Here is a 22850-nt window from a genome sequence, read left to right on the forward strand (position 1 = left end):
TTGTGAGGTTAAGCGACCAAGCGTACACGGTGGATGCCCTGGCAGTCAGAGGCGATGAAGGGCGTGCTAATCTGCGATAAGCGCCGGTAAGGTGATATGAACCGCTACAACCGGCGATACCCGAATGGGGAAACCCAGTGTGACTCGTCACACTATCATGCAGTGAATCCATAGCGGCATGAGGCGAACCGGGGGAACTGAAACATCTAAGTACCCCGAGGAAAAGAAATCAACCGAGATTCCCCCAGTAGCGGCGAGCGAACGGGGAGGAGCCCAGAACCTGCATCAGCTTGTGCATCAGTGGAAGCGTCTGGAAAGTCGCAGGGTACAGGGTGATACTCCCGTACACAAAGGTGCACAGGCTGTGAGTTCGATGAGTAAGGCGGGACACGTGGTATCCTGTCTGAATATGGGGGGACCATCCTCCAAGGCTAAATACTCCTGACTGACCGATAGTGAACCAGTACCGTGAGGGAAAGGCGAAAAGAACCCCGGCGAGGGGAGTGAAACAGAACCTGAAACCGTGTACGTACAAGCAGTGGGAGCACCTTCGTGGTGTGACTGCGTACCTTTTGTATAATGGGTCAGCGACTTATATTCTGTAGCAAGGTTAACCGTATAGGGGAGCCGCAGGGAAACCGAGTCTTAACTGGGCGTTAAGTTGCAGGGTATAGACCCGAAACCCGGTGATCTAGCCATGGGCAGGTTGAAGGTTGGGTAACACTAACTGGAGGACCGAACCGACTAATGTTGAAAAATTAGCGGATGACCTGTGGCTGGGGGTGAAAGGCCAATCAAACCGGGAGATAGCTGGTTCTCCCCGAAAGCTATTTAGGTAGCGCCTCGTGAACTCATCTCCGGGGGTAGAGCACTGTTTCGGCTAGGGGGCCATCCCGGCTTACCAACCCGATGCAAACTGCGAATACCGGAGAATGTTATCACGGGAGACACACGGCGGGTGCTAACGTCCGTCGTGAAGAGGGAAACAACCCAGACCGCCAGCTAAGGTCCCAAAGTCATGGTTAAGTGGGAAACGATGTGGGAAGGCACAGACAGCCAGGATGTTGGCTTAGAAGCAGCCATCATTTAAAGAAAGCGTAATAGCTCACTGGTCGAGTCGGCCTGCGCGGAAGATGTAACGGGGCTAAACCATGCACCGAAGCTGCGGCAGCGACACTATGTGTTGCTGGGTAGGGGAGCGTTCTGTAAGCCGTCGAAGGTGTGCTGTGAGGCATGCTGGAGGTATCAGAAGTGCGAATGCTGACATAAGTAACGATAAACAAGGTGAAAAACCTTGTCGCCGGAAGACCAAGGGTTCCTGTTCAACGTTAATCGGAGCAGGGTGAGTCGACCCCTAAGGCGAGGCCGAAAGGCGTAGTCGATGGGAAACAGGTTAATATTCCTGTACTTGGTGTTACTGCGAAGGGGGACGGAGAAGGCTATATCGGCCGGGCGACGGTTGTCCCGGTTTAAGCGTGTAGGTGTGTGCGCCAGGCAAATCCGGTGCACTTTACACTGAGGCGTGACGACGAGGCACCACGGTGCTGAAGTGATAAATGCCCTGCTTCCAGGAAAAGCCTCTAAGCATCAGGTAACACGAAATCGTACCCCAAACCGACACAGGTGGTCAGGTAGAGAATACCCAGGCGCTTGAGAGAACTCGGGTGAAGGAACTAGGCAAAATGGTGCCGTAACTTCGGGAGAAGGCACGCTGGCGCGTAGGTGAAGGGACTTGCTCCCGGAGCCGAGGCCAGTCGAAGATACCAGCTGGCTGCAACTGTTTATTAAAAACACAGCACTGTGCAAACACGAAAGTGGACGTATACGGTGTGACGCCTGCCCGGTGCCGGAAGGTTAATTGATGGGGTTATCCGCAAGGAGAAGCTCTTGATCGAAGCCCCGGTAAACGGCGGCCGTAACTATAACGGTCCTAAGGTAGCGAAATTCCTTGTCGGGTAAGTTCCGACCTGCACGAATGGCGTAATGATGGCCAGGCTGTCTCCACCCGAGACTCAGTGAAATTGAAATCGCTGTGAAGATGCAGTGTACCCGCGGCAAGACGGAAAGACCCCGTGAACCTTTACTACAGCTTGACACTGAACACTGAGCCTTGATGTGTAGGATAGGTGGGAGGCTTTGAAGCGTGGACGCCAGTCTGCGTGGAGCCGTCCTTGAAATACCACCCTTTAATGTTTGGTGTTCTAACGTGGGCCCGTGATCCGGGCTGCGGACAGTGTCTGGTGGGTAGTTTGACTGGGGCGGTCTCCTCCCAAAGCGTAACGGAGGAGCACGAAGGTTGGCTAATCCTGGTCGGACATCAGGAGGTTAGTGCAATGGCATAAGCCAGCTTGACTGCGAGAGTGACGGCTCGAGCAGGTGCGAAAGCAGGTCATAGTGATCCGGTGGTTCTGAATGGAAGGGCCATCGCTCAACGGATAAAAGGTACTCCGGGGATAACAGGCTGATACCGCCCAAGAGTTCATATCGACGGCGGTGTTTGGCACCTCGATGTCGGCTCATCACATCCTGGGGCTGAAGTAGGTCCCAAGGGTACGGCTGTTCGCCGTTTAAAGTGGTACGCGAGCTGGGTTTAGAACGTCGTGAGACAGTTCGGTCCCTATCTGCCGTGGGCGCTGGAGAATTGAGGGGGTTGCTCCTAGTACGAGAGGACCGGAGTGAACGCACCGCTGGTGTCCGGGTTGTCACGCCAGTGGCACTGCCCGGTAGCTAAGTGCGGAAAAGATAAGTGCTGAAAGCATCTAAGCACGAAACTTGCCCCGAGATGAGTTCTCCCTGAGGCTTCGGGCCTCCTGAAGGGACGTTGAAGACGACGACGTTGATAGGCCGGGTGTGTAAGCGCAGCGATGCGTTGAGCTTACCGGTACTAATGACCCGTGAGGCTTAACCTTACAACGCCAGAGGCGTTTTGGGTTGAGAGACAGAAAGAATTTTCAGCCTTGTTTACCGGATAACGCCGTGCGGCCCGAGAGGGCGGTGCGGCAGACAGAATCTGCCTGGCGGCTGTAGCGCGGTGGTCCCACCTGACCCCATGCCGAACTCAGAAGTGAAACGCCGTAGCGCCGATGGTAGTGTGGGGTCTCCCCATGCGAGAGTAGGGAACTGCCAGGCATCAATCAGGTGAAGAAGCCCCGTACGGAAGTACGGGGCTTTTTTACGTCCGGCGTCCGGGGAGGGCGGGGGCTGCCGGGCCTCTGCGGGCTTCAGGGCAGATCTCTGTTGCTGCCCTGACCGTTTACCTTGCCTCTGCATGTATGCGGAACCGTCATACCATTCATCTTCCGACGCCGCCCTCGTACAACCCCATAACGACGTCTCAGCCGATACCTGTCAGAGATAACGCGCCCTGTATCTCGTTCCCTTAACTGGCCTTTTCCAGCCATGTCATGATAAACGCAGCAACCTCTCCGGGCTGGTTGATATCCACAGTGGGCACATCCGGCTTCCGCGAAAGGTCGTCAGTGACAACCGCCACGACATGCTCATCCAGCAGATCGACCAACTCCCCTTTAACACCCGATCGCCAAAGCACCATTTTGGGCACGGGTTCATCTTTGAAGCCTTCCACTAGCACCAAATCCAGTTGCGTACTATCCATTCGTGAGGCTAACATCCTTAGACTAACGGACTGCTCTGGCGTTTCACACATCATCGCCCAGCGCCGATCGCTGGCGACAATAACCTGATCGGCACCGGCTTTTCGCAGCCGATAGCTGTCCTTACCTGGCGTATCAACATCCATCTGATGATGCGTATGTTTGATCAGTCCTGCTCGTATTCCCTGCGCTTTCAACAGCGGTATAACCTGCTCAAGCAGCGTGGTTTTACCGGTTCCGCTCCAGGCGACAATTGCTAATAACGGGACGGGCATGATGATTTCTCCCGATTAACCAGATCGTCAGGCGTATTAATATTGCGGAAAGCTGATTCCGCATCACTGAACAGTACGGGATGTCCACCCTGTTCACGCATAAATTGCATAAGCCTGCGTTCACCACGTAACAGGCCCGCTTCAAGATCGCCAATCAGCGCCCGATTCATCAGCGCCAGAGTCGGATGATCACGTTCGGATGACTGCACCCAGACAACAGGTGCGCTGTTACGCTGCTGCCAAAGACGCGCAACAAAATCGCCGGGAATATCAGGTGTATCGCACGCGCAAAACGCAACCCACTCAGTAGGACTGTTTCGCAAACCGCTCAGCATACCTGCCAGTGGTCCGGGATAGTCCTGCATGGTGTCAGCCACGACCTGACAACCACTTATCTGATAACGATCAATGTTACGGTTGGCGCTTATTAACACAATGTCTACCTGCGGCTTTAACCGCTGAAGAACATGCTGATAAAGTGGTTTACCTTGCAGCATTATTAACCCTTTATCCTGTCCTCCCATACGGCGACCTTGTCCACCTGCAAGGATTACCCCGGTAATTGCTGTCATTTTCGTCTCCTGACTCAAATCTGGACGATACTCACATTGCGGCAGCGGACCACCTGCATAAAGGAATCATCATGAAAACGCATCGGCTGAGTGAACTGCTCGAACTCCTGCAACCAGCCTGGGAAAAAGAACCTGATCTTAACCTGCTGGCATTTTTACAAAAACTGGCTCAGGCGTCCGGTTTCGTTGGCCCATTAAGTGAATTAAGCGATGACATATTGATTTATCATCTAAAAATGCGTGATTCTGCCAGCCATGATCAGATTCCCGGACTGAAAAAAGATTATGAAGTTGATTTTAAAACGGCGCTGCTGCGTGCACGTGGAGTCATTAAAAATGATGAGTAGTGTTATCCTTAGCCGTTCACAGTAAAGATAAGCACAGGGATAACCATGAGTGATGCCGCCTTTAATTTTCAAACGCTCAATCCAGATGTCCTGCTTGATGCGCTTTGGGAAACAGGTATTCGGGTAGACTCCGGTCTTACGGCCCTGAACAGCTACGAAAACCGCGTTTATCAGTTTAGCGATGATAACAGGCAGCGCTATGTGGCCAAGTTTTACCGACCACAGCGTTGGTCTGCTGAGCAGATTACTGAGGAGCATCAGTTCTCTCACGATTTACTCGGCGATGAAGTGCCCATTGCTGCGCCCCTGGTTCTTAAGGGTAATACGTTGCAACAGCATGCGGGTTTTTACTTTGCGGTTTTCCCCAGCCTCGGGGGCCGACAATATGAAACCGATAACGACGATCAGATGGAATGGGTTGGGCGCTTCCTGGGCCGCATGCATCAAACTGGCCGAAAAAATCTGTTCCGGCATCGCCCCTCAATGGGGCTTGATGAATATCTGGATCAGCCCCGGGATGTGCTGGCAAACACTGAACTTGTGCCCGCGTCGCTGCGCAGTGCATTGTCAGAGGCCGTCGATAAGCTGGGTATGGCACTTCGTCAATGCTGGCATGACAACTGGCAGCCGTTACGATTACATGGTGATTGCCACCCAGGCAATATCCTGTGGCGGGACGGCCCCCTGTTTGTCGATCTCGACGATGCCCGCAATGGCCCGGCCGTTCAGGATCTGTGGATGTTGATCAGCGGCGATAAGCAGGAGCAGCGGATCCAGTGGGATATTCTGCTGGAAGCCTATAGTGAATTCAGTGATTTCGATATTAACGAATTGTCACTGATTGAACCTTTACGTGCGATGCGCATGATTTATTATCTGGCCTGGGTTGTTCGCCGCTGGCAGGACCCCGCCTTTCCGCGCGCGTTTCCCTGGATGACCGATGAGGATTTTTGGCGCAGGCAAATTTTGCAGTTTATCGAGCAGGAAAAGGTGTTGCGGGAACCCCCGTTGCAGCTGACCCCGCAATTTTAATGACAAGTCAGGAGAGTTTTCCCCAATGAAGAAAATATTTTTTGCACTGATGGGTTTGGTGCTGGCCTTCAGCGCATCTGCTGCACAATTCTCTGAAGGTAAACAATATGTCAGCCTGCCTAAGCCGGTTGCCGGTGAACCGCAGGTCATGGAGTTTTTCTCTTTTTTCTGTCCTCACTGCTACCAGTTTGAAGAAATCTATCATGTCAGTGATGCGGTGAAAAAGAACCTGCCAGCGGATACCAAAATGGTTAAATACCATGTTGATTTCCTGGGCGGCGAGCTGGGGCCGGTTGTCACGCACGCATGGGCTGTGGCCATGGCGCTGGGGGTTGAAGATAAAGTCACGGCACCTATTTTCGACGGTATTCAGAAAACCCAGACCATTACCGATCCCGCCAGTCTGAAAGACGTTTTCATCAAAGCCGCAGGCATTACCTCTGAGCAATATGATTCGGCCTGGAACAGCTTTGCAGTAAAAGCGCTGGTTGCCCAGCAGCAAAAAGCGGCCGCTGATGTGGATCTGCGCGGTGTTCCCGCTATCTTTATTAACGGCAAATACATGGTTAATAATGGTGGACTGGATACGAGCTCAATGGAAAACTTCGTGGCGGATTATGCCAACGTTGTTAAATTCCTGGTCGAAAAGAAATAAGCGTTTTTGCTATCATCTTCCGCAAAACGCCAGCATTCGCTGGCGTTTTCTTTTGCCATCACTCACCTTATCTCTGCTGGACTGGAGAAGCACAGTTTTTCTATCCACACAAGCAGACATGCCGTCAAAAATCACGATCACATCACGGTTTTGTTTTAAGTTACTAATTTTAAACAAGTATCATTGCTGGCCGGGATCGCTATGATATAAATAAATGATTGATATGATTTTTACGCACAAAGTTATCCACAGGAAGATCGTTACGATCCAAAAGGCTACAGCACCAAAAAAACAACTTCCCGTTTGTCTTGATTAACCCTTTTCGCCAAGGTGTGGCATCCTTATAGACCAATCCATGGCAACGAAGAATACACAGACATATGGCGCAAATAGCAGAAAACCCCCTGATTTTGGTTGATGGCTCATCCTATCTTTATCGCGCGTACCACGCTTTCCCGCCGCTGACGAACAGTGCAGGAGAGCCTACCGGTGCTATGTATGGCGTGCTGAACATGCTTAAAAGCCTGTTGGTTCAATACAGCCCTACACATGTTGCTGTGGTGTTTGATGCTAAAGGCAAAACCTTCAGGGATGAGCTGTTTGAACATTACAAATCTCATCGCCCGCCCATGCCCGACGATCTGCGGTCACAGATTGAGCCGTTACACGAAATGGTGCGTGCGATGGGATTGCCTCTGCTGGCCGTCAGCGGTGTCGAAGCGGATGATGTGATTGGTACGCTGGCGTTAGAAGCGGAAAAAAAGGGTTACTCTGTCCTTATCAGTACGGGCGACAAAGATATGGCGCAGCTGGTGACGCCAGCGATAACGTTAATCAATACGATGACTAACACCATTCTTGGGCCGGAAGAAGTTGAGCAAAAGTATGGTGTGCCACCCGCCTTGATCATCGATTTTCTGGCGATGATGGGCGACAGCTCAGATAACATTCCAGGCGTACCAGGCGTGGGTGAAAAAACGGCTCAGGCCCTGCTACAGGGACTGGGAGGGATGCAGTCGATCTACGATAATCTCGATAAAGTTGCCGATCTTTCATTCCGTGGTGCCAAAACTATGGCCACAAAGCTGGAACAAAACCGCGAGGTGGCGTTTCTCTCCTATCAACTTGCGACCATTAAAACGGATGTAGCACTGGATCAGCCTTGTGAGGCGCTCACCGTCGGTGAACCGGATATTCAGGCCTTGCAGGCGCTGTTTAGCCGTTACGAGTTCAGGCGCTGGTTGACCGACCTGCAAGAGGGAAAATGGCTGCAGGGTAAGAAAAGCAACCGACAGGCCCAACAGGTTCTTGTCGATGAGCCTGTAAAGGCGGAAGCCACAAGCGTCTTGTCTGCCGAGGGTTATGTCACCATCCTGGATCAGCAAACGCTGGACAACTGGGTTGAGAAGCTGAAAAAAAGCGACGTTTTCGCGTTTGACCTTGAAACCGATGCGCTGGACACGTTAACAGCCAATATTGTGGGTCTCAGTTTCGCCATCGCGCCAGGCGAAGCGGCTTATCTTCCTGTCGCGCATGATTATCTTGATGCGCCCGAACAGCTTGATCGCGATGCGGTGCTCGCACAGCTCAAACCGCTGCTGGAAGATCCTGATGTCAGCAAAGTGGGGCAAAACCTCAAGTACGATCGCGGTGTCCTTAAGAACTACGATATTGAGTTAGCAGGCATTAAATATGACACCATGCTTGAGTCGTACATCCTGAACAGTGTGGTGGGCAAACATGATATGGACAGCCTGTCGGCACGCTGGTTGAATCATAAAACGGTCACCTTCGAAGAGATCGCCGGTAAGGGTAAAAATCAGCTTACGTTTAATCAGATAGCCCTTGAGCAGGCTGCGCATTATGCAGCAGAAGATGCTGACGTCACGTTGCAGCTGCACCTGAAGATGTGGCCTGAGCTTGAAAAAGAAGCCGGCCCGAAAAAGGTGTTCGAACAGATCGAGATGCCGTTGCTCAGGGTCATTTCGCGCATTGAGCGTAATGGTGTGTTGATCGATCAGGCCATCTTAGCGCAGCACTCAAAAGAGCTGACAGCGCGCCTGGCTGAACTGGAACGTGAAGCGCATGAACTGGCGGGCGAGCCGTTTAATCTCTCTTCCACGAAGCAGCTGCAGGTCATCCTGTTTGAAAAGCAGGGCATCAAGCCCACCAAGAAAACGCCGGGTGGTGCGCCGTCGACCAGCGAAGAAGTGCTGGCAGAGCTGGCGCTGGACTATCCATTACCGAAAGTCATTCTGGAGCACCGTGGGCTGTCAAAACTCAAGTCCACGTACACCGATAAGCTGCCGTTGATGATCAATCCTGTAACCGGCCGCGTGCATACGTCTTACCATCAGGCCGTCACCGCGACCGGACGTTTATCATCTACCGATCCTAATCTGCAAAACATCCCGGTGCGGAATGACGAAGGACGGCGCATTCGCCAGGCCTTTGTAGCAGGCAAAGGCAACCGCATCGTCGCGGCGGACTACTCGCAGATTGAACTGCGTATCATGGCCCATCTGTCGCAGGATAAAGGCCTGCTGGACGCGTTCTCGCAGGGAGAAGATATCCACCGGGCTACCGCAGCGGAAGTGTTTGGCGTACCGCTCAGTAAGGTGACGGGTGAACAACGTCGCAGCGCGAAGGCCATCAACTTTGGTCTCATCTACGGTATGAGTGCATTTGGCTTATCCCGCCAGCTGAATATCGGTGCAGGTGAGGCGAAGAAATATATGGATCTGTACTTCGAGCGCTATCCAGGCGTCCTGCGCTACATGGAAAATACGCGTCAGCTCGCCGCGAGTAACGGTTATGTCGAAACGCTGGACGGGCGTCGCCTGTGGTTGCCTGACATCAAGTCCAGCAATGCGATACGACGTAAAGCGGCAGAACGCGCCGCAATCAACGCCCCTATGCAAGGAACGGCGGCCGATATCATTAAACGCGCGATGATCGCGGTTGATAACTGGTTACAGGAACAGCGAAGCGACGCAGTGAAGATGATTATGCAGGTGCACGATGAACTGGTGTTCGAAATCAAAGAGGAGGCCGTTGAAGCGGCCAGTAAGCAGATTCGTACGCTAATGGAAGGCAGTATGGCGCTGGATGTGCCCTTACTGGTTGAAGTTGGGGTAGGGGATAACTGGGAGCAGGCACACTAGGTAAGCAACCGGCGCTGACGTGATGCGTTAGCGCCCGGTGAGAAACGTGGCCCGTTCAACCATTCAGGTTTTCTCAGCATCATGAAGGAATGACTGACTCTGCCTCCACCATTTTTTTGATAATTTAACTACATGTCATCTTCATTTTTGTGACGAGCATAGTAAAAAAAGTGGCGGAAAATGAATGGGAGTAACAAAAAAACCTTTGTTGCTCACAAAAAATCAGGTAAAGTTCGAGGCGTAGGGTACAGAGGTAAGATGTTCTATCTTTCAGACCTTTTACTTCACGTAATCGGATTTGGCTGAATTTAGCCGCCCCAGTCATTCTGTGACTGGGGCGTTTTTTATTGGGCTTTTTGCCCGGCCTTACGCGTCACTGTCCTGATCGTTCACTGCGGGTTCCAGTTCACTAAACCAGCTATTCAGCTTGTGGCGCACTTTATCAACGCCAATCTTTTTCAGCGATGAGAACACCTCCACCTGCACATCTCCCATGAAAGCCAGCGAGGCTTCCTTCACCATATTAAGCTGGGCCTTACGTGCGCCAGATGCGAGCTTGTCGGCTTTCGTCAGCAGCAGCAAAACAGGAATACCGCTGTCAACGGCCCACTGAATCATTTGCTGATCCAAATCTTTAAGAGGGTGACGAATATCCATCAGTACTACCAGGCCTTTTAATGCCTGGCGTTTTTGCAGATATTCTCCCAGTGCCCGCTGCCACTTGAGTTTCATCTCTTCCGGCACTTCGGCATAGCCATAACCGGGTAGATCGACGAGGCGCTTACCTTCGGCCACCTCAAACAGGTTAATCAACTGCGTACGACCGGGCGTTTTACTGGTACGCGCCAGGCTTTTTTGGTTGGTTAACGTGTTTAAAGCGCTGGATTTCCCCGCATTAGAACGGCCAGCGAACGCCACTTCAATGCCGGTATCAGAAGGTAAATGGCGGATATCAGGCGCGCTAAGGATGAAGCGGGTGACATGGTAATTCAGTTCAGACAAGGTAGTACTCCAGAAACGCATAAGGGCAATGGCGCTGATTATACGCATTATGGCGGGAAAGTGCTCAATACCATTGTTCAGGGCTCCCTGTAAGACATTTGCCATAAATCTTGCAGGTTATGTCGCTTTTTAATTAAAAAATTAAAAAAATAAATGATTAAAATTCAGTGCATTATACTAAAGTACAGGTTTTTCGCTCAAACACCATACAAGTATTACTTGAGCCTTTTACCAATTGGTCTACATTATTCAGCAGTGCAGGACAGCATTCATCAGGATGATGCGCTCAGGAACGTTGGGATAACGAAGAGCGACAGGAAAGGAAATGGTCAGGGATTGCGGACCAGAAAAGGAAAAGGATGAGCTCCGGAGTTGAGCAGGCGCAGGATTAACCGGGATGTTGTGAGCCGAAACGGATTTGAAACATGATTCCTTCTGCCGAAGGTATGAAATAAGGCGACAGCTTGAGCTGTCGCCTTTTTTCTTTGTCTGGTTTCTGCTAGATTTCGCCGCAATTCTATACTGAATAAAAAACACCGGAACCCAAGATTATGAAGCAACCTGCAAGCGCGGCGAAGGGCAAGCCTGTCGCCAAAGCAAAACGTAAATCGCGTGAAGAGATCAATAACGAAGCGCGCGATCGTAAACGCGATAAAAAGCATCGTGGCCATGCGTCAGGCAGCCGTGCTAACCCGCAAGCGCAGAGCAGCAACGGTAAGCAAGCGGCCCCGGCAAAAGATCCTCGTATCGGCAGTAAAAAGCCGGTGTCGTTAATCGTTGCCGACAACGCTGCACCCGCAAAAACCAAAAAAGTGACGGCAAAACCGGCGAAGCAGAAAGTGGTGCTGACACCGGAAGAAGAGCTGGCGCAGTTAGAGAACAGCGAGCGTCTTGATGCGCTACTGGACCGCCTTGAGAAAGGCGAAACGCTTTCATCTGAGGATCAGGGCTGGCTTGATGTCACGCTGGATCGCATTGATGAACTGATGGAACAGCTCGGTATCGCGATGGACGAGGAAGACGATCCGGAGGCGGAAGAAGATATGTACCGCCTGCTTAAAGGGAATTAAGCCGTCTTTGATCGGCATGCGTAAATGCGCATGCCTGGTTTAACAGGTAAACGACAATGTTTTGGCCTGGATCAATTTTCGTGCTTTTGATGACATGTTATCTCCTGTGGTTATTGTTTAAACTACAACGACTGTCGCGTCTGAAGCAGCGTTTACGGCGGGTTTCCTCCCGCACTCCTCTCTTTCCTTCTGCATCGCGGCCTTTCCCACAGCGAGGTAAACGGAAGGAGTCAGCATGTCAGCGACACAAATCGACTGGAACCAGGCATTAATTGAAAAATACAATGCGGCGGGTCCGCGCTATACCTCTTATCCCACCGCGCTAGCGTTCAGCGAGACCTTTACAGACGCTGATTTTCAACGTGCCACTGAACGTTATCCGCAACGCGCGCTGTCGCTCTATGTTCATATCCCGTTCTGTCATCGCCTGTGCTATTTCTGTGGCTGCAATAAGGTTGTCACGCGTCACTTACATAAAGCCGACCGCTATCTGAACGCGCTGGAACAGGAGATTGTCGCCCGCGCGCCACTGTTTCGTGATCGTCGCGTCACTCAACTGCACTGGGGCGGCGGCACGCCGACATTTTTGAATAAGCAGCAGGTTAGCCGGCTGGTGGCGCTGCTGAAACAGCATTTCACCTTCGAGGATGACGCGGAGATGTCGATCGAGGTCGGTCCGCGTGAAATTGAACTGGAGATGATCGATCATCTCCGGACGTGCGGTTTTAATCGCCTGAGCATGGGCGTACAGGACTTTAACAAGGCGGTGCAGGAACGAGTTAACCGGGTGCAGGATGAGGACGTGATTTTTGCCCTGATGGCACGGGCACGTGAGCAGGGGTTTCGTTCAACCAGCATCGACCTGATTTACGGTCTGCCGCTGCAAACGCCGGAAAGCTTTGCCTTTACGCTGCAGCGGGTTATCGCGCTGGATCCCGATCGACTGAGCGTTTTTAACTATGCGCATCTTCCGTCACTCTTTGCCGCACAGCGAAAAATTAAAGAAAATGAACTGCCCTCGGCGCAACAGAAGCTGGCCATCCTGCAGCAGAGCATTACAACGCTGACCCGGCATGGCTACCAGTTCATCGGTATGGACCACTTTGCTAAACCGCAGGACGAGCTGGCGGTGGCACAGCGCGAGGGGAACCTGCACCGCAATTTTCAGGGTTATACCACCCAGGGCGACTGCGATTTACTCGGTCTGGGCGTCTCCGCCATTAGCATGATCGGCGACCGCTACGCGCAAAACCAGAAAAGCCTCAATGACTGGTACAGCCAGGTTGAAAAACAGGGCCATGCCTTGTGGCGGGGATTCACGCTCAGTCAGGACGATTGCCTGCGCCGCGATGTGATCAAAACGCTTATCTGCAACTTTGCGCTCGATTTCAGCGCGACAGAAACGCAGTGGAATATTACCTTCGACAGCTATTTTGCCGAAGAGCTGGCGCGGTTAAAACCGCTGATTGCGGATGGGCTGGTGGTGCAAAACGCGACAGGCCTGAAGGTGACAGGAACAGGACGACTGCTGATTCGCCATATTTGTATGTGTTTTGATGCTTACCTGCGACAAAAGACGCAACCACAGCCCTATTCGCGTGTGATTTAACCGCCGGAACAGCACAGGCTGTTCCGGCGGAATGGCTTATTCCATGCCCAGCTCTTTCAGCTTACGCGTCAGCGTATTCCTTCCCCAACCCAGCAAACGCGCGGCTTCCTGTTTGTGACCCTGCGTGTGGCGCAGTGCAGTCGTCAGAAGCGTGCGTTCCATTTCCGGCTGTGCTTCTGACAGCAGATTTTGATGACCGGAACGCAAGGCACGATCGGCCCATTGTGCCAGCAGGGTTGCCCAGCTGTCGGGAAGCGACTGCGTGGGGCTTTCCGGCGTACTGGATTCGAATAACTCCGGTGGTAAATCCTGAATCAGCACTTCCTGACCGGCGGCCATCACCGTTAACCAACGGCAGGTATTCTCCAGCTGACGCACGTTACCCGACCAGTGCAAACGGGTCAGCGCGGTCTCGGTCTCCGCATGCAGGATCTTGGCTTCCACACCAAGCTCGCGTGCGGCCACCTGCAGGAAATAACGGGCCAGACGGGGAATATCTTCACGACGCTCACGCAGCGGCGGCAAATGCACGCGGATGACATTCAGGCGGTGAAACAAGTCTTCACGGAACTTGCCTTCCTGTACCCGCAGTTCAAGGTTCTGGTGCGTAGCGGCAATGATGCGCACGTCCACTTTGACCGGTGCATAGCCACCGACGCGGTAAAACTGCCCGTCTGCCAGTACGCGCAGCAGGCGCGTCTGAACATCCAGCGGCATATCACCAATTTCATCTAAAAACAGCGTCCCGCCGTCGGCCTGTTCAAAGCGTCCCTGACGAATCTGATTCGCACCGGTAAAGGCCCCTTTTTCATGGCCAAACAGTTCCGACTCAATTAAATCCTTAGGGATCGCCGCCATGTTGAGGGCAATAAACGGCGCTTTACTGCGAGGACTGTGGCGGTGCAGTGCGTGCGCTACCAGCTCTTTACCTGTACCCGATTCCCCGTTGATCAGCACGCTAATCGACGAACGGGAGAGACGGCCGATAATACGGAATACGTCCTGCATGGCGGGCGCTTCACCGATAATATCGGTGGTGGGGCCGCTTACCGGTTGATTACGTGGCTGCTGTTGCTCCTGATAGTGACTGATGGCACGTTCAACCAGCGCGACCGCTTCGTCGATATCGAACGGTTTGGGCAGGTAATCGAACGCGCCTTGCTGATAGGCGCTTACCGCGGCATCCAGGTCGGAATGCGCTGTCATGATGATAACCGGAAGCATGGGATGGCGCTGTTTGATTTGTTTTAGCAGAGCCAGCCCGTCCATACCCGGCATACGGATATCAGACAATAAAACGTCCGGGGTTTTTGTTGCGAGTGCATTGAGCACGTCGTTCGCGCTGTCAAAAGTGGCACAGCTTAAACCGGCTCCAGTGAGCGCGCGTTCAAGCACCCAGCGGATGGAGCTATCGTCATCGACGATCCAGACTATCCCTCGTTGCATAGAAACCTCACTGGCGAATAGGCAGGTAAACCGAAAACTCGGTATGACCCGGCCAACTGTTGAACTCAATTTTTCCCGAATGCTGATCAATCAGGCTACGGGCAATAGAAAGGCCTAAGCCGGTACCGCCTTCCCGTCCGCTTACCATTGGATAGAACAGCGTATCCTGTAGCTGGGCTGGAATACCGGGGCCGTCATCTTCGATATCAATGCGGGCAACCAGACGATAACGTGTGCCATGCAGTGTTAACTGGAAGGCTGTACGGGTTCGAATCACGATTGTGCCGCCGTCTTCGCCTAACGCCTGCAGCGCATTGCGCACGACGTTCAGCAATACCTGCTCAATCTGATCGGGATCGTGCGGTAATTCCGGCAGGCTGGGATCGTAATCGCGAACCAGCGATACATTTTCTGGCAACTCCATCGAAACCAGGTTAACGACACGTTCCGCTACCTGATGAATACTCTGGGTAATATGCATACCGGGCTGTTGCGGCCCCAGTAAGCGATCAACCAGATTTCGCAGGCGGTCTGCCTGTTCAATAATGACTTTGGTATATTCATTCAGGGCAGGGTCCGGCAGGGCGCGTGACAAAAGCTGCGCCGCGCCGCGCAATCCACCTAGCGGGTTTTTAATCTCATGGGCCAGCCCGCGGACCAGATCGCGTGCGGCCACCTGCTGAGCATGCTGCAGCTGTTCCTGACTCAGGCGACGCTGATTATCCATCGGTGCCATTTCCAGCAGAATCAACCCATCAGGCAGGCGCTGTGCCGTGAGCGACATAATGTGCGCCCGGCCATCCACGACCAGAGTAACTTCGCTGTCAGTAAAGCCCTGGCCCGCCTCAAGACTCTCGCGCATGACCTCGACATTCAGCGAAAAGTAGCCGGTTAATTCAGGTAACGGCGTGCCGAACAATTTACGTGAGCTTTGCGCCAGTAATTGCTGTGCCGCCGGGTTGGCATAATGGATCGCCAAATCGGTATCCACCAACAAAATACTGTTGATTAAGGTATTGAGAATCTGCCCGGCGTCGGGCAGGGAGGCAGTTGCCATACAGCGTTCCTCTGCACTAATTTAGTGCATTGTAGTCTTTAAGCCGGAATTAAAGCGAATGAACGATGAATTCGCGGAGAAAAAAGCCCATCCGAAGATGGGCTAAAGTTTCCACGGCAACAAAAAAACGTTTCAGGTTAAGCGTGCCGCAATTGCAATCTTTCAATGCGGCACCCATTTTGCTGACTCTGAAATTAGACGCTGTAGTACAGTTCGAACTCAACCGGATGTGGCGTCATGCGCACACGGTCGTTCTCTGATTTACGCAGCTCGATGTAAGCATCGATCGCGTCGTCAGTGAAGACGCCGCCACGGGTCAGGAACTCGCGGTCTTCGTTCAGTGCATTCAGCGCTTCTTCCAGTGAACCTGCAACTTTTGGAATCTCAGCTTCTTCTTCCGGTGGCAGGTCATACAGGTTTTTATCCATCGCATCACCAGGATGGATTTTGTTGATGATGCCATCCAGGCCAGCCATCAGCAGTGCAGTAAACGCCAGGTACGGGTTAGCCGCTGGGTCCGGGAAGCGCGCTTCAATACGACGTGCTTTCGGGCTGGCAACAACCGGGATACGGATTGATGCAGAACGGTTACGGGCAGAGTAAGCCAGCATAACCGGTGCTTCATAACCCGGAACCAGACGCTTGTAAGAGTTGGTGGTTGGGTTGGCCAGGGCGTTGATTGCTTTTGCGTGCTTGATGATACCGCCGATGTAGAACAGCGCGGTTTCAGACAGGCCGCCGTATTTGTCACCAGAGAACAGGTTTTGTCCGCCTTTAGACAGAGACATGTGGCAGTGCATACCTGAACCGTTGTCACCAAACATTGGCTTCGGCATAAAGGTTGCCGTTTTGCCGTAAGCATGCGCCACGTTGTGCACAACATATTTGTAGATCTGAATTTCGTCAGCTTTTTTGGTCATGGTATTGAAGCGGGTTGCCACTTCGTTCTGGCCCGCTGTCGCAACTTCGTGGTGATGAGCTTCAACAACCAGACCCATTTGCTCCATTGTCAGACACATAGCAGAACGGATGTCCTGTGATGAATCGACCGGTGGAACCGGGAAGTAGCCGCCTTTCAGACCTGGACGGTGACCTTTGTTACCGCCTTCGTATTCTTTGCCGGTGTTCCAGGCCGCTTCGATATCATCGATAGCGACGTGTGAACCAGAGGTTGACGAACCGAAACGGATATCGTCGAACAGGAAGAATTCTGGCTCGGGTCCAAACAGAACGGTATCAGCGATGCCTGAAGAACGCAGATAGTCTTCAGCGCGCTTTGCGATAGAGCGTGGATCGCGGTCATAGCCTTGCATGGTGCCAGGCTCAAGGATGTCACAGCGAATGATCAGTGTTGAATCTTCAAAGAACGGATCCATAACTGCCGTGGTTGCATCCGGCATCAGTACCATGTCTGATTCGTTAATGCCTTTCCAGCCGCCGATGGAAGAGCCATCGAACATTTTGCCTTCTTCGAAGAAGTCAGCGTTAACCTGGTGAGCCGGAATAGTAACGTGCTGTTCTTTACCTTTGGTATCGGTAAAACGCAGGTCAACAAACTTAACTTCGTGCTCGTTCATCATCGAGAGAACGTGTTCAGCGGACATACTCAACTCTCCTGGAAATGGTCATTGTCTACATGGTGAGAACCGGGTGAGGAAATGTGCGACATGTGTCAGCCATACCTCAGTCTGATCCCGACCAGCTCTGCAACCGTTGTCTTACGTCGTTTTCATCTGGATAATACAAAGCGAATTCTGTGCCAACTTTATTTCTTTGCACAAAATCGCGCTGTCATGCACCTTTTTGTCATAAAAGACGTGCACCATGATAGTTGCACTGCACTTTTTATGTGCATTGGCGTTGAAAATGAGCACCATTGTGGTGCAAAACATCATTGCAGTGCAATTTTTGCACGGCTATTAGTGCGATTTTGCGACAATGCAATAAACTTTCAGTGAAAAGTGTGATCGTGTTCAGTCTCCCGCTTAATCCGTGTACAATACCGCGTTATTTCTAATGCCTGAGGCAAAAAAGCTGTGATCGAAAATTTGCGTAACATCGCCATCATCGCGCACGTTGACCATGGAAAGACCACCCTGGTTGATAAACTGCTGCAACAGTCTGGTACTTTTGATGCCCGTACTGAAGCCACCGAGCGCGTGATGGACTCCAATGATTTGGAGAAAGAGCGTGGGATTACCATCCTCGCAAAAAATACCGCCATTAAATGGAACGACTACCGTATCAACATCGTTGATACCCCAGGACACGCCGACTTCGGTGGTGAAGTTGAACGCGTAATGTCTATGGTGGATTCGGTACTGTTGGTTGTAGATGCGATGGATGGCCCTATGCCGCAAACCCGCTTCGTTACCAAAAAAGCGTTCGCGCATGGTTTGAAGCCGATTGTGGTTATCAACAAAGTTGACCGCCCTGGCGCACGTCCTGACTGGGTTGTTGATCAGGTGTTTGACCTGTTCGTTAACCTGGATGCAACGGACGAGCAGCTCGATTTCCCTATCATTTTCGCCTCTGCGCTGAATGGTATTGCCGGTCTGGATCACACCGACATGGCTGACGATATGACCCCGCTGTATCAGGCAATCGTTGACCACGTTTCACCTCCACAGGTTGAAGTCGAAGCGCCGCTGCAGATGCAAATCTCTCAGCTGGACTACAACAACTATCTGGGTGTGATCGGTATCGGCCGCATCAAGCGCGGTAAAGTGAAGCCTAACCAGCAAGTCACCATCGTAGACAGCGAAGGCAAAACCCGTAACGGTAAAGTGGGTAAAGTGCTGACTCACCTGGGGCTGGAGCGTATTGACAGCGACCTGGCAGAAGCGGGCGACATCATTGCGATCACCGGTCTGGGTGAACTGAACATTTCTGACACCATTTGCGATCCGCAGAATGTGCAGGCGCTGCCAGCCCTGAGCGTGGATGAGCCAACGGTAACCATGTTCTTCAACGTCAACACCTCACCGTTCTGCGGTAAAGAAGGTAAGTACGTGACCTCACGTCAGATCCTTGAGCGTCTGAACAAAGAACTGGTTCACAACGTGGCACTGCGTGTGGAAGAGACCGAAGATGCTGACGCGTTCCGCGTATCGGGCCGTGGTGAGCTGCATCTGTCTGTACTGATCGAGAACATGCGTCGTGAAGGTTTCGAACTGGCGGTATCCCGTCCGAAAGTTATCTTCCGCGAATTCGAAGGCCGTAAACAAGAGCCATTCGAGAACGTGACGCTGGATATCGAAGAAACGCATCAGGGTTCCGTTATGCAGGCCATGGGCGAGCGTAAAGGCGACCTGAAAAATATGGATCCAGATGGCAAAGGCCGCGTACGTCTTGACTACGTCATCCCAAGCCGTGGTCTGATCGGTTTCCGTAACGAATTTATGACCATGACATCAGGTACAGGTCTGCTGTACTCCACCTTCAGCCACTACGACGATATTCGTCCGGGCGAAGTGGGTCAGCGTCAGAACGGCGTTCTGATCTCTAACGGCCAGGGTAAAGCGGTAGCGTTCGCCCTGTTCGGTCTGCAGGATCGCGGTAAGCTGTTCCTGGGCCATGGCGCGGAAGTTTATGAAGGCCAGATCATCGGTATTCACAGCCGTTCTAACGACCTGACCGTGAACTGCCTGACCGGTAAGAAGCTGACTAACATGCGTGCCTCCGGTACTGACGAAGCCACCACACTGGTTCCACCGCAGAAAATGACGCTGGAACAGGCGATCGAGTTCATTGATGATGACGAACTGGTCGAAGTTACGCCTCTGTCAGTGCGTATCCGTAAACGTCACCTGACTGAGAACGACCGTAAGCGTGCTTCACGCGGCGGTAAAGACGCCTAATCGCGTAGTAATACAGCCCCGTTTTAACGGGGCTTTTTTTTGTCCGGGGTTTTTACCAGCTCAGTTAAATCCAGTCTAAACCAGCCTGTAACTTCTTCTTTGTCCCCTTCCCACTTTGTCCTGTCGTACCTTAATTTAAAGTGTGTAATTTTCTCGTCCGGGCCGCCTGTTCAGGCCGCACTTTTACCGCTAGAGTGAATGATCCAGGGAACCAAAGGAGGCACCATGCTGTATATCTTTGATTTGGGCAATGTGATTATCGATATCGACTTTAACCGCGTGTTGGGCGTCTGGAGTGACCTCAGCCGCGTACCGCTGGCATCGCTTCAAAGTCATTTTCAAATGGATGCGGCTTTTGAGCAGCATGAGCGCGGTGAAATCAGCGATGAAGCCTTTGCAGAAGCCTTATGTGAAAAACTGGAGATTGCGCTGAGCTATGAACAGTTTGCTGCGGGCTGGCAGGCTATCTTTGTGGGGGTGCGTCCGGATACGCTGGCGCTGATGAATCAGCTACGCCAGGCGGGACATCGGGTGGTGATATTGTCGAACACCAATGCACTGCATTGCACCTTCTGGCCGACCCAGTATCCTGATGTGCAGCAGGCGGCTGACAAGATTTATCTGTCCCAGGAACTGGGCATGCGTAAACCTGAAGCCCGCATTTATCAGCACGTACTGGATGCGGAAGGATTCAGTGCCGATCAGGCCGTCTTCTTCGACGACAATGCCGCCAATATTGAAGGTGCGCGCGCATTAGGCATTACCAGCGTGCTGGTGACCGACAGTAAAACCGTGCCCGACTGGTTCGCGGGTCAGCCTTAAGCCATGAAGTTACATCGTTTTCGCCCCAGGTTTCATGCCTTCTGGCTGTGGCTTAAGCTGCTCTGGAAGCGTATTGATAATGATGCCATGACGACACAGGCGGGCAACCTGGCCTTTGTGTCGCTACTGGCGCTGGTGCCGCTGATCGCCGTAGTTTTTGCGCTGTTTGCCGCGTTTCCTGTGTTTTCTGATATCAGCGTCCAGCTTAAAAACTTTATTTTTGCCAACTTTATGCCTGCTGCGGGGAACACGTTGCAGCGTTACCTTGAGCAGTTTGTGGCTAACGTGCACCGCATGACCGCCGTGGGCGCCGTGGGGCTGATTGTCACGGCGCTGCTGTTGATGCATTCTGTCGATTCGGCTCTGAATGCTATCTGGCGCAGTCATAAAAAGCGCCCGCTGGTCTATTCCTTTGCCGTCTACTGGATGATATTGACGCTTGGGCCGTTGCTGGCTGGTGCCAGTTTAGCCATCAGCTCTTACCTGCTGTCGCTGAAATGGATAAACGTGACGGGGGTGACCAGCCTGGTCGATCAGACGCTGCGTTTCTTTCCCTTGCTTCTGTCGTGGCTGTCATTTTGGTTGCTGTACAGTATTGTCCCAACGCAGCGGGTGCCTTCTCGCGATGCGCTGACGGGGGCGCTGGTCGCCGGGTTGCTGTTTGAACTGGGGAAAAAGGGGTTTGCGCTGTATGTTACGATGTTCCCGACGTATCAGTTAATCTATGGCGTGCTGGCGGTGATCCCCATTCTTTTCCTGTGGGTGTACTGGACCTGGTGCATCGTTTTGCTCGGTGCCGAAATTACGGTTACCTTAGATGACTATCGCCAGTTCAAACGGCAGGAAAGAGAAAAAGAACGAGAGGACGGATGATTGCTTTAATTCAACGCGTTCAGCGTGCCAGCGTCAGCATTGATCATGCGGTCGTGGGTGAGATCGGGCAGGGATTATTGATTCTGTTAAGCGTTGAAAAAGGTGATGACGAAAAGCGCGCTGAACGACTGGCGGAGCGCGTACTGGGCTACCGTATTTTTAGCGATGAACAGGGCAAAATGAACCTGAACGTCAAACAGGCTGGCGGAAGCGTGCTGGTGGTATCACAGTTCACCCTGGCTGCCGATACGCAAAAGGGCATGCGGCCCTCTTTTTCCGGTGGCGCCGCGCCGCAGGAAGCGGAGCGGTTATATGAGTATTTCAGCGCGTGTTGTCGCCGTCATGATGTCACGACCGCCAATGGCCGTTTTGCTGCCGACATGCAGGTTGCTCTGGTCAACGACGGTCCGGTGACGTTCTGGTTACAGGTATGACGCCTCATTTCGCACGGCTTAGCCTCGGCAACCCCGCATCAGAACGAGAGAACCATTTTATGTATCATCTTCGTGTGCCACAAACGGCGGAAGAGCTGGATATGTATTATCAGTTCCGCTGGGAAATGTTACGAAAGCCGCTGCATCAGCCTCAGGGTTCTGAACGCGATGCCTGGGATGCATTAGCGCATCATCAAATGGTGGTGGATGAACAGGGCAAGCCGGTTGCAGTAGGACGGCTCTATATCAATGCTGATAACGAAGCGGCTATCCGTTTTTTGGCCGTTCATCCCACCGTACAGGGCAAAGGCCTCGGCACGCTGGTGGCGATGACGCTGGAGTCCGTTGCGCGTCAGGAAGGTGTGAAGCGCGTGACCTGTAGCGCACGAGAAGATGCGGTGGCGTTCTTCGCTAAACTTGGCTACCTGAATCAGGGCGAGATTACCGCACCGCAGACGACGCCGGTGCGACACTTTCTGATGATCAAGCCGGTCGTCACACTGGACGATATTCTGCACCGTGCGGACTGGTGCGGGCAGTTACAACAGGCCTGGTATGAGCACATTCCTCTGAGTGAAAAAATGGGCGTGCGCATCCTGCAATATACCGGGCAGAAGTTTATTACCACCATGCCGGAAACCGGCAACCAAAATCCGCACCATACGTTGTTTGCCGGAAGCCTGTTTTCACTGGCTACGCTCACCGGCTGGGGGCTGATCTGGCTGTTACTGCGGGAGCGCCATCTGGGCGGCACCATTATTCTGGCCGACGCGCACATACGCTACAGTCGTCCGATTACCGGTAAACCCGGTGCTATTGCCGATCTTGGCTCACTGAGTGGCGATCTTGATCGCCTGGCGCGCGGACGCAAAGCCCGTGTTCAGCTTGAAGTGCAGCTGTTTGGCGATGATGAGTGTGGCGCGGTATTTGAAGCGGTTTACATCGTGTTGCCGGTGGATCCCGAAGGACCACTGGAAGAGGGCGGCTCCGGCGCGCGTATCAATTAAATCACAGGGCC

17 protein-coding genes and 2 rRNA genes are annotated in these 22850 nt (G+C 52.6%); 13 read left to right on the forward strand and 6 right to left on the reverse strand.

The features are described 5' to 3' along the window. The first annotated feature begins 6 nt into the window (after nt 1-6). Nucleotides 7-2909 (forward strand): 23S ribosomal RNA (locus C1N59_RS00425). A gap of 104 nt (nt 2910-3013) precedes the next feature. Next, a 5S ribosomal RNA gene (gene rrf / locus C1N59_RS00430) occupies nt 3014-3129 on the forward strand. Nucleotides 3130-3379: 250 nt separating this feature from the next. Here the strand turns inward: rrf and mobB are convergent. Together mobB and mobA are read right to left on the reverse strand one after the other, a co-directional pair. After that, nucleotides 3380-3889: a molybdopterin-guanine dinucleotide biosynthesis protein MobB gene (mobB, locus tag C1N59_RS00435; RefSeq protein WP_283788430.1), complete on the reverse strand. Its 510-nt coding sequence runs from the start codon at nt 3887-3889 to the stop codon at nt 3380-3382. Then, nucleotides 3871-4461 (reverse strand): molybdenum cofactor guanylyltransferase MobA, encoded by a 591-nt coding sequence (mobA, locus tag C1N59_RS00440; protein WP_033738021.1) that lies wholly within the window; start codon nt 4459-4461, stop codon nt 3871-3873. The genes mobB and mobA overlap by 19 nt, the downstream gene beginning before the upstream one ends. A gap of 71 nt (nt 4462-4532) precedes the next feature. On the opposite strand from mobA, the gene C1N59_RS00445 reads away from it, so the two are divergent. The 4 genes from C1N59_RS00445 to polA all read left to right on the forward strand — a co-directional run bounded on the left by C1N59_RS00445 (nt 4533) and on the right by polA (nt 9659). Further along, nucleotides 4533-4808, forward strand: a complete 276-nt coding sequence (locus C1N59_RS00445) for a YihD family protein (protein ID WP_006121318.1) — start codon at nt 4533-4535, stop codon at nt 4806-4808. Nucleotides 4809-4853: 45 nt separating this feature from the next. Further along, on the forward strand, nt 4854-5840 hold the full coding sequence (locus C1N59_RS00450) for a serine/threonine protein kinase (protein WP_283788434.1): 987 nt from the start codon (nt 4854-4856) through the stop codon (nt 5838-5840). A gap of 25 nt (nt 5841-5865) precedes the next feature. Then, complete coding sequence (gene dsbA, locus C1N59_RS00455) at nt 5866-6495, forward strand: thiol:disulfide interchange protein DsbA (RefSeq protein ID WP_006121321.1); 630 nt, start codon at nt 5866-5868, stop codon at nt 6493-6495. Between the two features lie 380 nt (nt 6496-6875). Next, complete coding sequence (polA, locus tag C1N59_RS00460) at nt 6876-9659, forward strand: DNA polymerase I (RefSeq protein ID WP_006121323.1); 2784 nt, start codon at nt 6876-6878, stop codon at nt 9657-9659. Between the two features lie 366 nt (nt 9660-10025). Here polA and yihA read toward each other — a convergent pair whose 3' ends face one another. Continuing rightward, the gene (gene yihA, locus C1N59_RS00465) at nt 10026-10661 is read right to left on the reverse strand and encodes a ribosome biogenesis GTP-binding protein YihA/YsxC (protein WP_054632892.1); all 636 of its coding nucleotides are present in this window, start codon (nt 10659-10661) and stop codon (nt 10026-10028) included. A 551-nt stretch (nt 10662-11212) separates the two neighbouring features. Between yihA and yihI the strand changes: the two genes are divergently transcribed. Continuing rightward, nucleotides 11213-11731, forward strand: a complete 519-nt coding sequence (yihI, locus tag C1N59_RS00470) for a Der GTPase-activating protein YihI (protein ID WP_006121327.1) — start codon at nt 11213-11215, stop codon at nt 11729-11731. A gap of 235 nt (nt 11732-11966) precedes the next feature. After that, nucleotides 11967-13340 carry an oxygen-independent coproporphyrinogen III oxidase gene (gene hemN, locus C1N59_RS00475; RefSeq protein WP_394550157.1) on the forward strand — a complete coding sequence of 458 codons (1374 nt, stop codon included), beginning with the start codon at nt 11967-11969 and terminating at the stop codon, nt 13338-13340. Nucleotides 13341-13376: 36 nt separating this feature from the next. Here the strand turns inward: hemN and glnG are convergent, their stop codons facing one another. From glnG to glnA, 3 genes are all read right to left on the reverse strand, one after another. Beyond that, nucleotides 13377-14786 (reverse strand): nitrogen regulation protein NR(I), encoded by a 1410-nt coding sequence (glnG, locus tag C1N59_RS00480; RefSeq protein ID WP_006121329.1) that lies wholly within the window; start codon nt 14784-14786, stop codon nt 13377-13379. A 7-nt stretch (nt 14787-14793) separates the two neighbouring features. Beyond that, complete coding sequence (glnL, locus tag C1N59_RS00485) at nt 14794-15843, reverse strand: nitrogen regulation protein NR(II) (RefSeq protein ID WP_033738029.1); 1050 nt, start codon at nt 15841-15843, stop codon at nt 14794-14796. Nucleotides 15844-16037: 194 nt separating this feature from the next. Beyond that, nucleotides 16038-17447, reverse strand: a complete 1410-nt coding sequence (glnA, locus tag C1N59_RS00490; protein WP_006121331.1) for a glutamate--ammonia ligase — start codon at nt 17445-17447, stop codon at nt 16038-16040. 432 nt (nt 17448-17879) lie between these two features. Here glnA and typA point away from each other — a divergent pair, with 432 nt between their 5' ends. The 5 genes from typA (at nt 17880) to fabY (ending at nt 22839) form a co-directional block, all read left to right on the forward strand. Continuing rightward, nucleotides 17880-19703: a ribosome-dependent GTPase TypA gene (typA, locus tag C1N59_RS00495; RefSeq protein WP_006121332.1), complete on the forward strand. Its 1824-nt coding sequence runs from the start codon at nt 17880-17882 to the stop codon at nt 19701-19703. A gap of 225 nt (nt 19704-19928) precedes the next feature. Then, entirely contained in the window at nt 19929-20525 is a 597-nt protein-coding gene (yihX, locus tag C1N59_RS00500) for a glucose-1-phosphatase (protein ID WP_006121333.1), read from the forward strand. Between the two features lie 3 nt (nt 20526-20528). Further along, on the forward strand, nt 20529-21398 hold the full coding sequence (locus C1N59_RS00505; protein ID WP_033738033.1) for a virulence factor BrkB family protein: 870 nt from the start codon (nt 20529-20531) through the stop codon (nt 21396-21398). Continuing rightward, complete coding sequence (gene dtd / locus C1N59_RS00510) at nt 21395-21832, forward strand: D-aminoacyl-tRNA deacylase (RefSeq protein WP_394550158.1); 438 nt, start codon at nt 21395-21397, stop codon at nt 21830-21832. Before C1N59_RS00505 ends, dtd begins: the two co-directional genes overlap by 4 nt. A 59-nt stretch (nt 21833-21891) precedes the next feature. Further along, nucleotides 21892-22839 carry a fatty acid biosynthesis protein FabY gene (fabY, locus tag C1N59_RS00515; RefSeq protein WP_394550159.1) on the forward strand — a complete coding sequence of 316 codons (948 nt, stop codon included), beginning with the start codon at nt 21892-21894 and terminating at the stop codon, nt 22837-22839. Nucleotides 22840-22850 lie beyond the last annotated feature (11 nt).

The organism is Pantoea sp. SGAir0183, assembly GCF_043545505.1.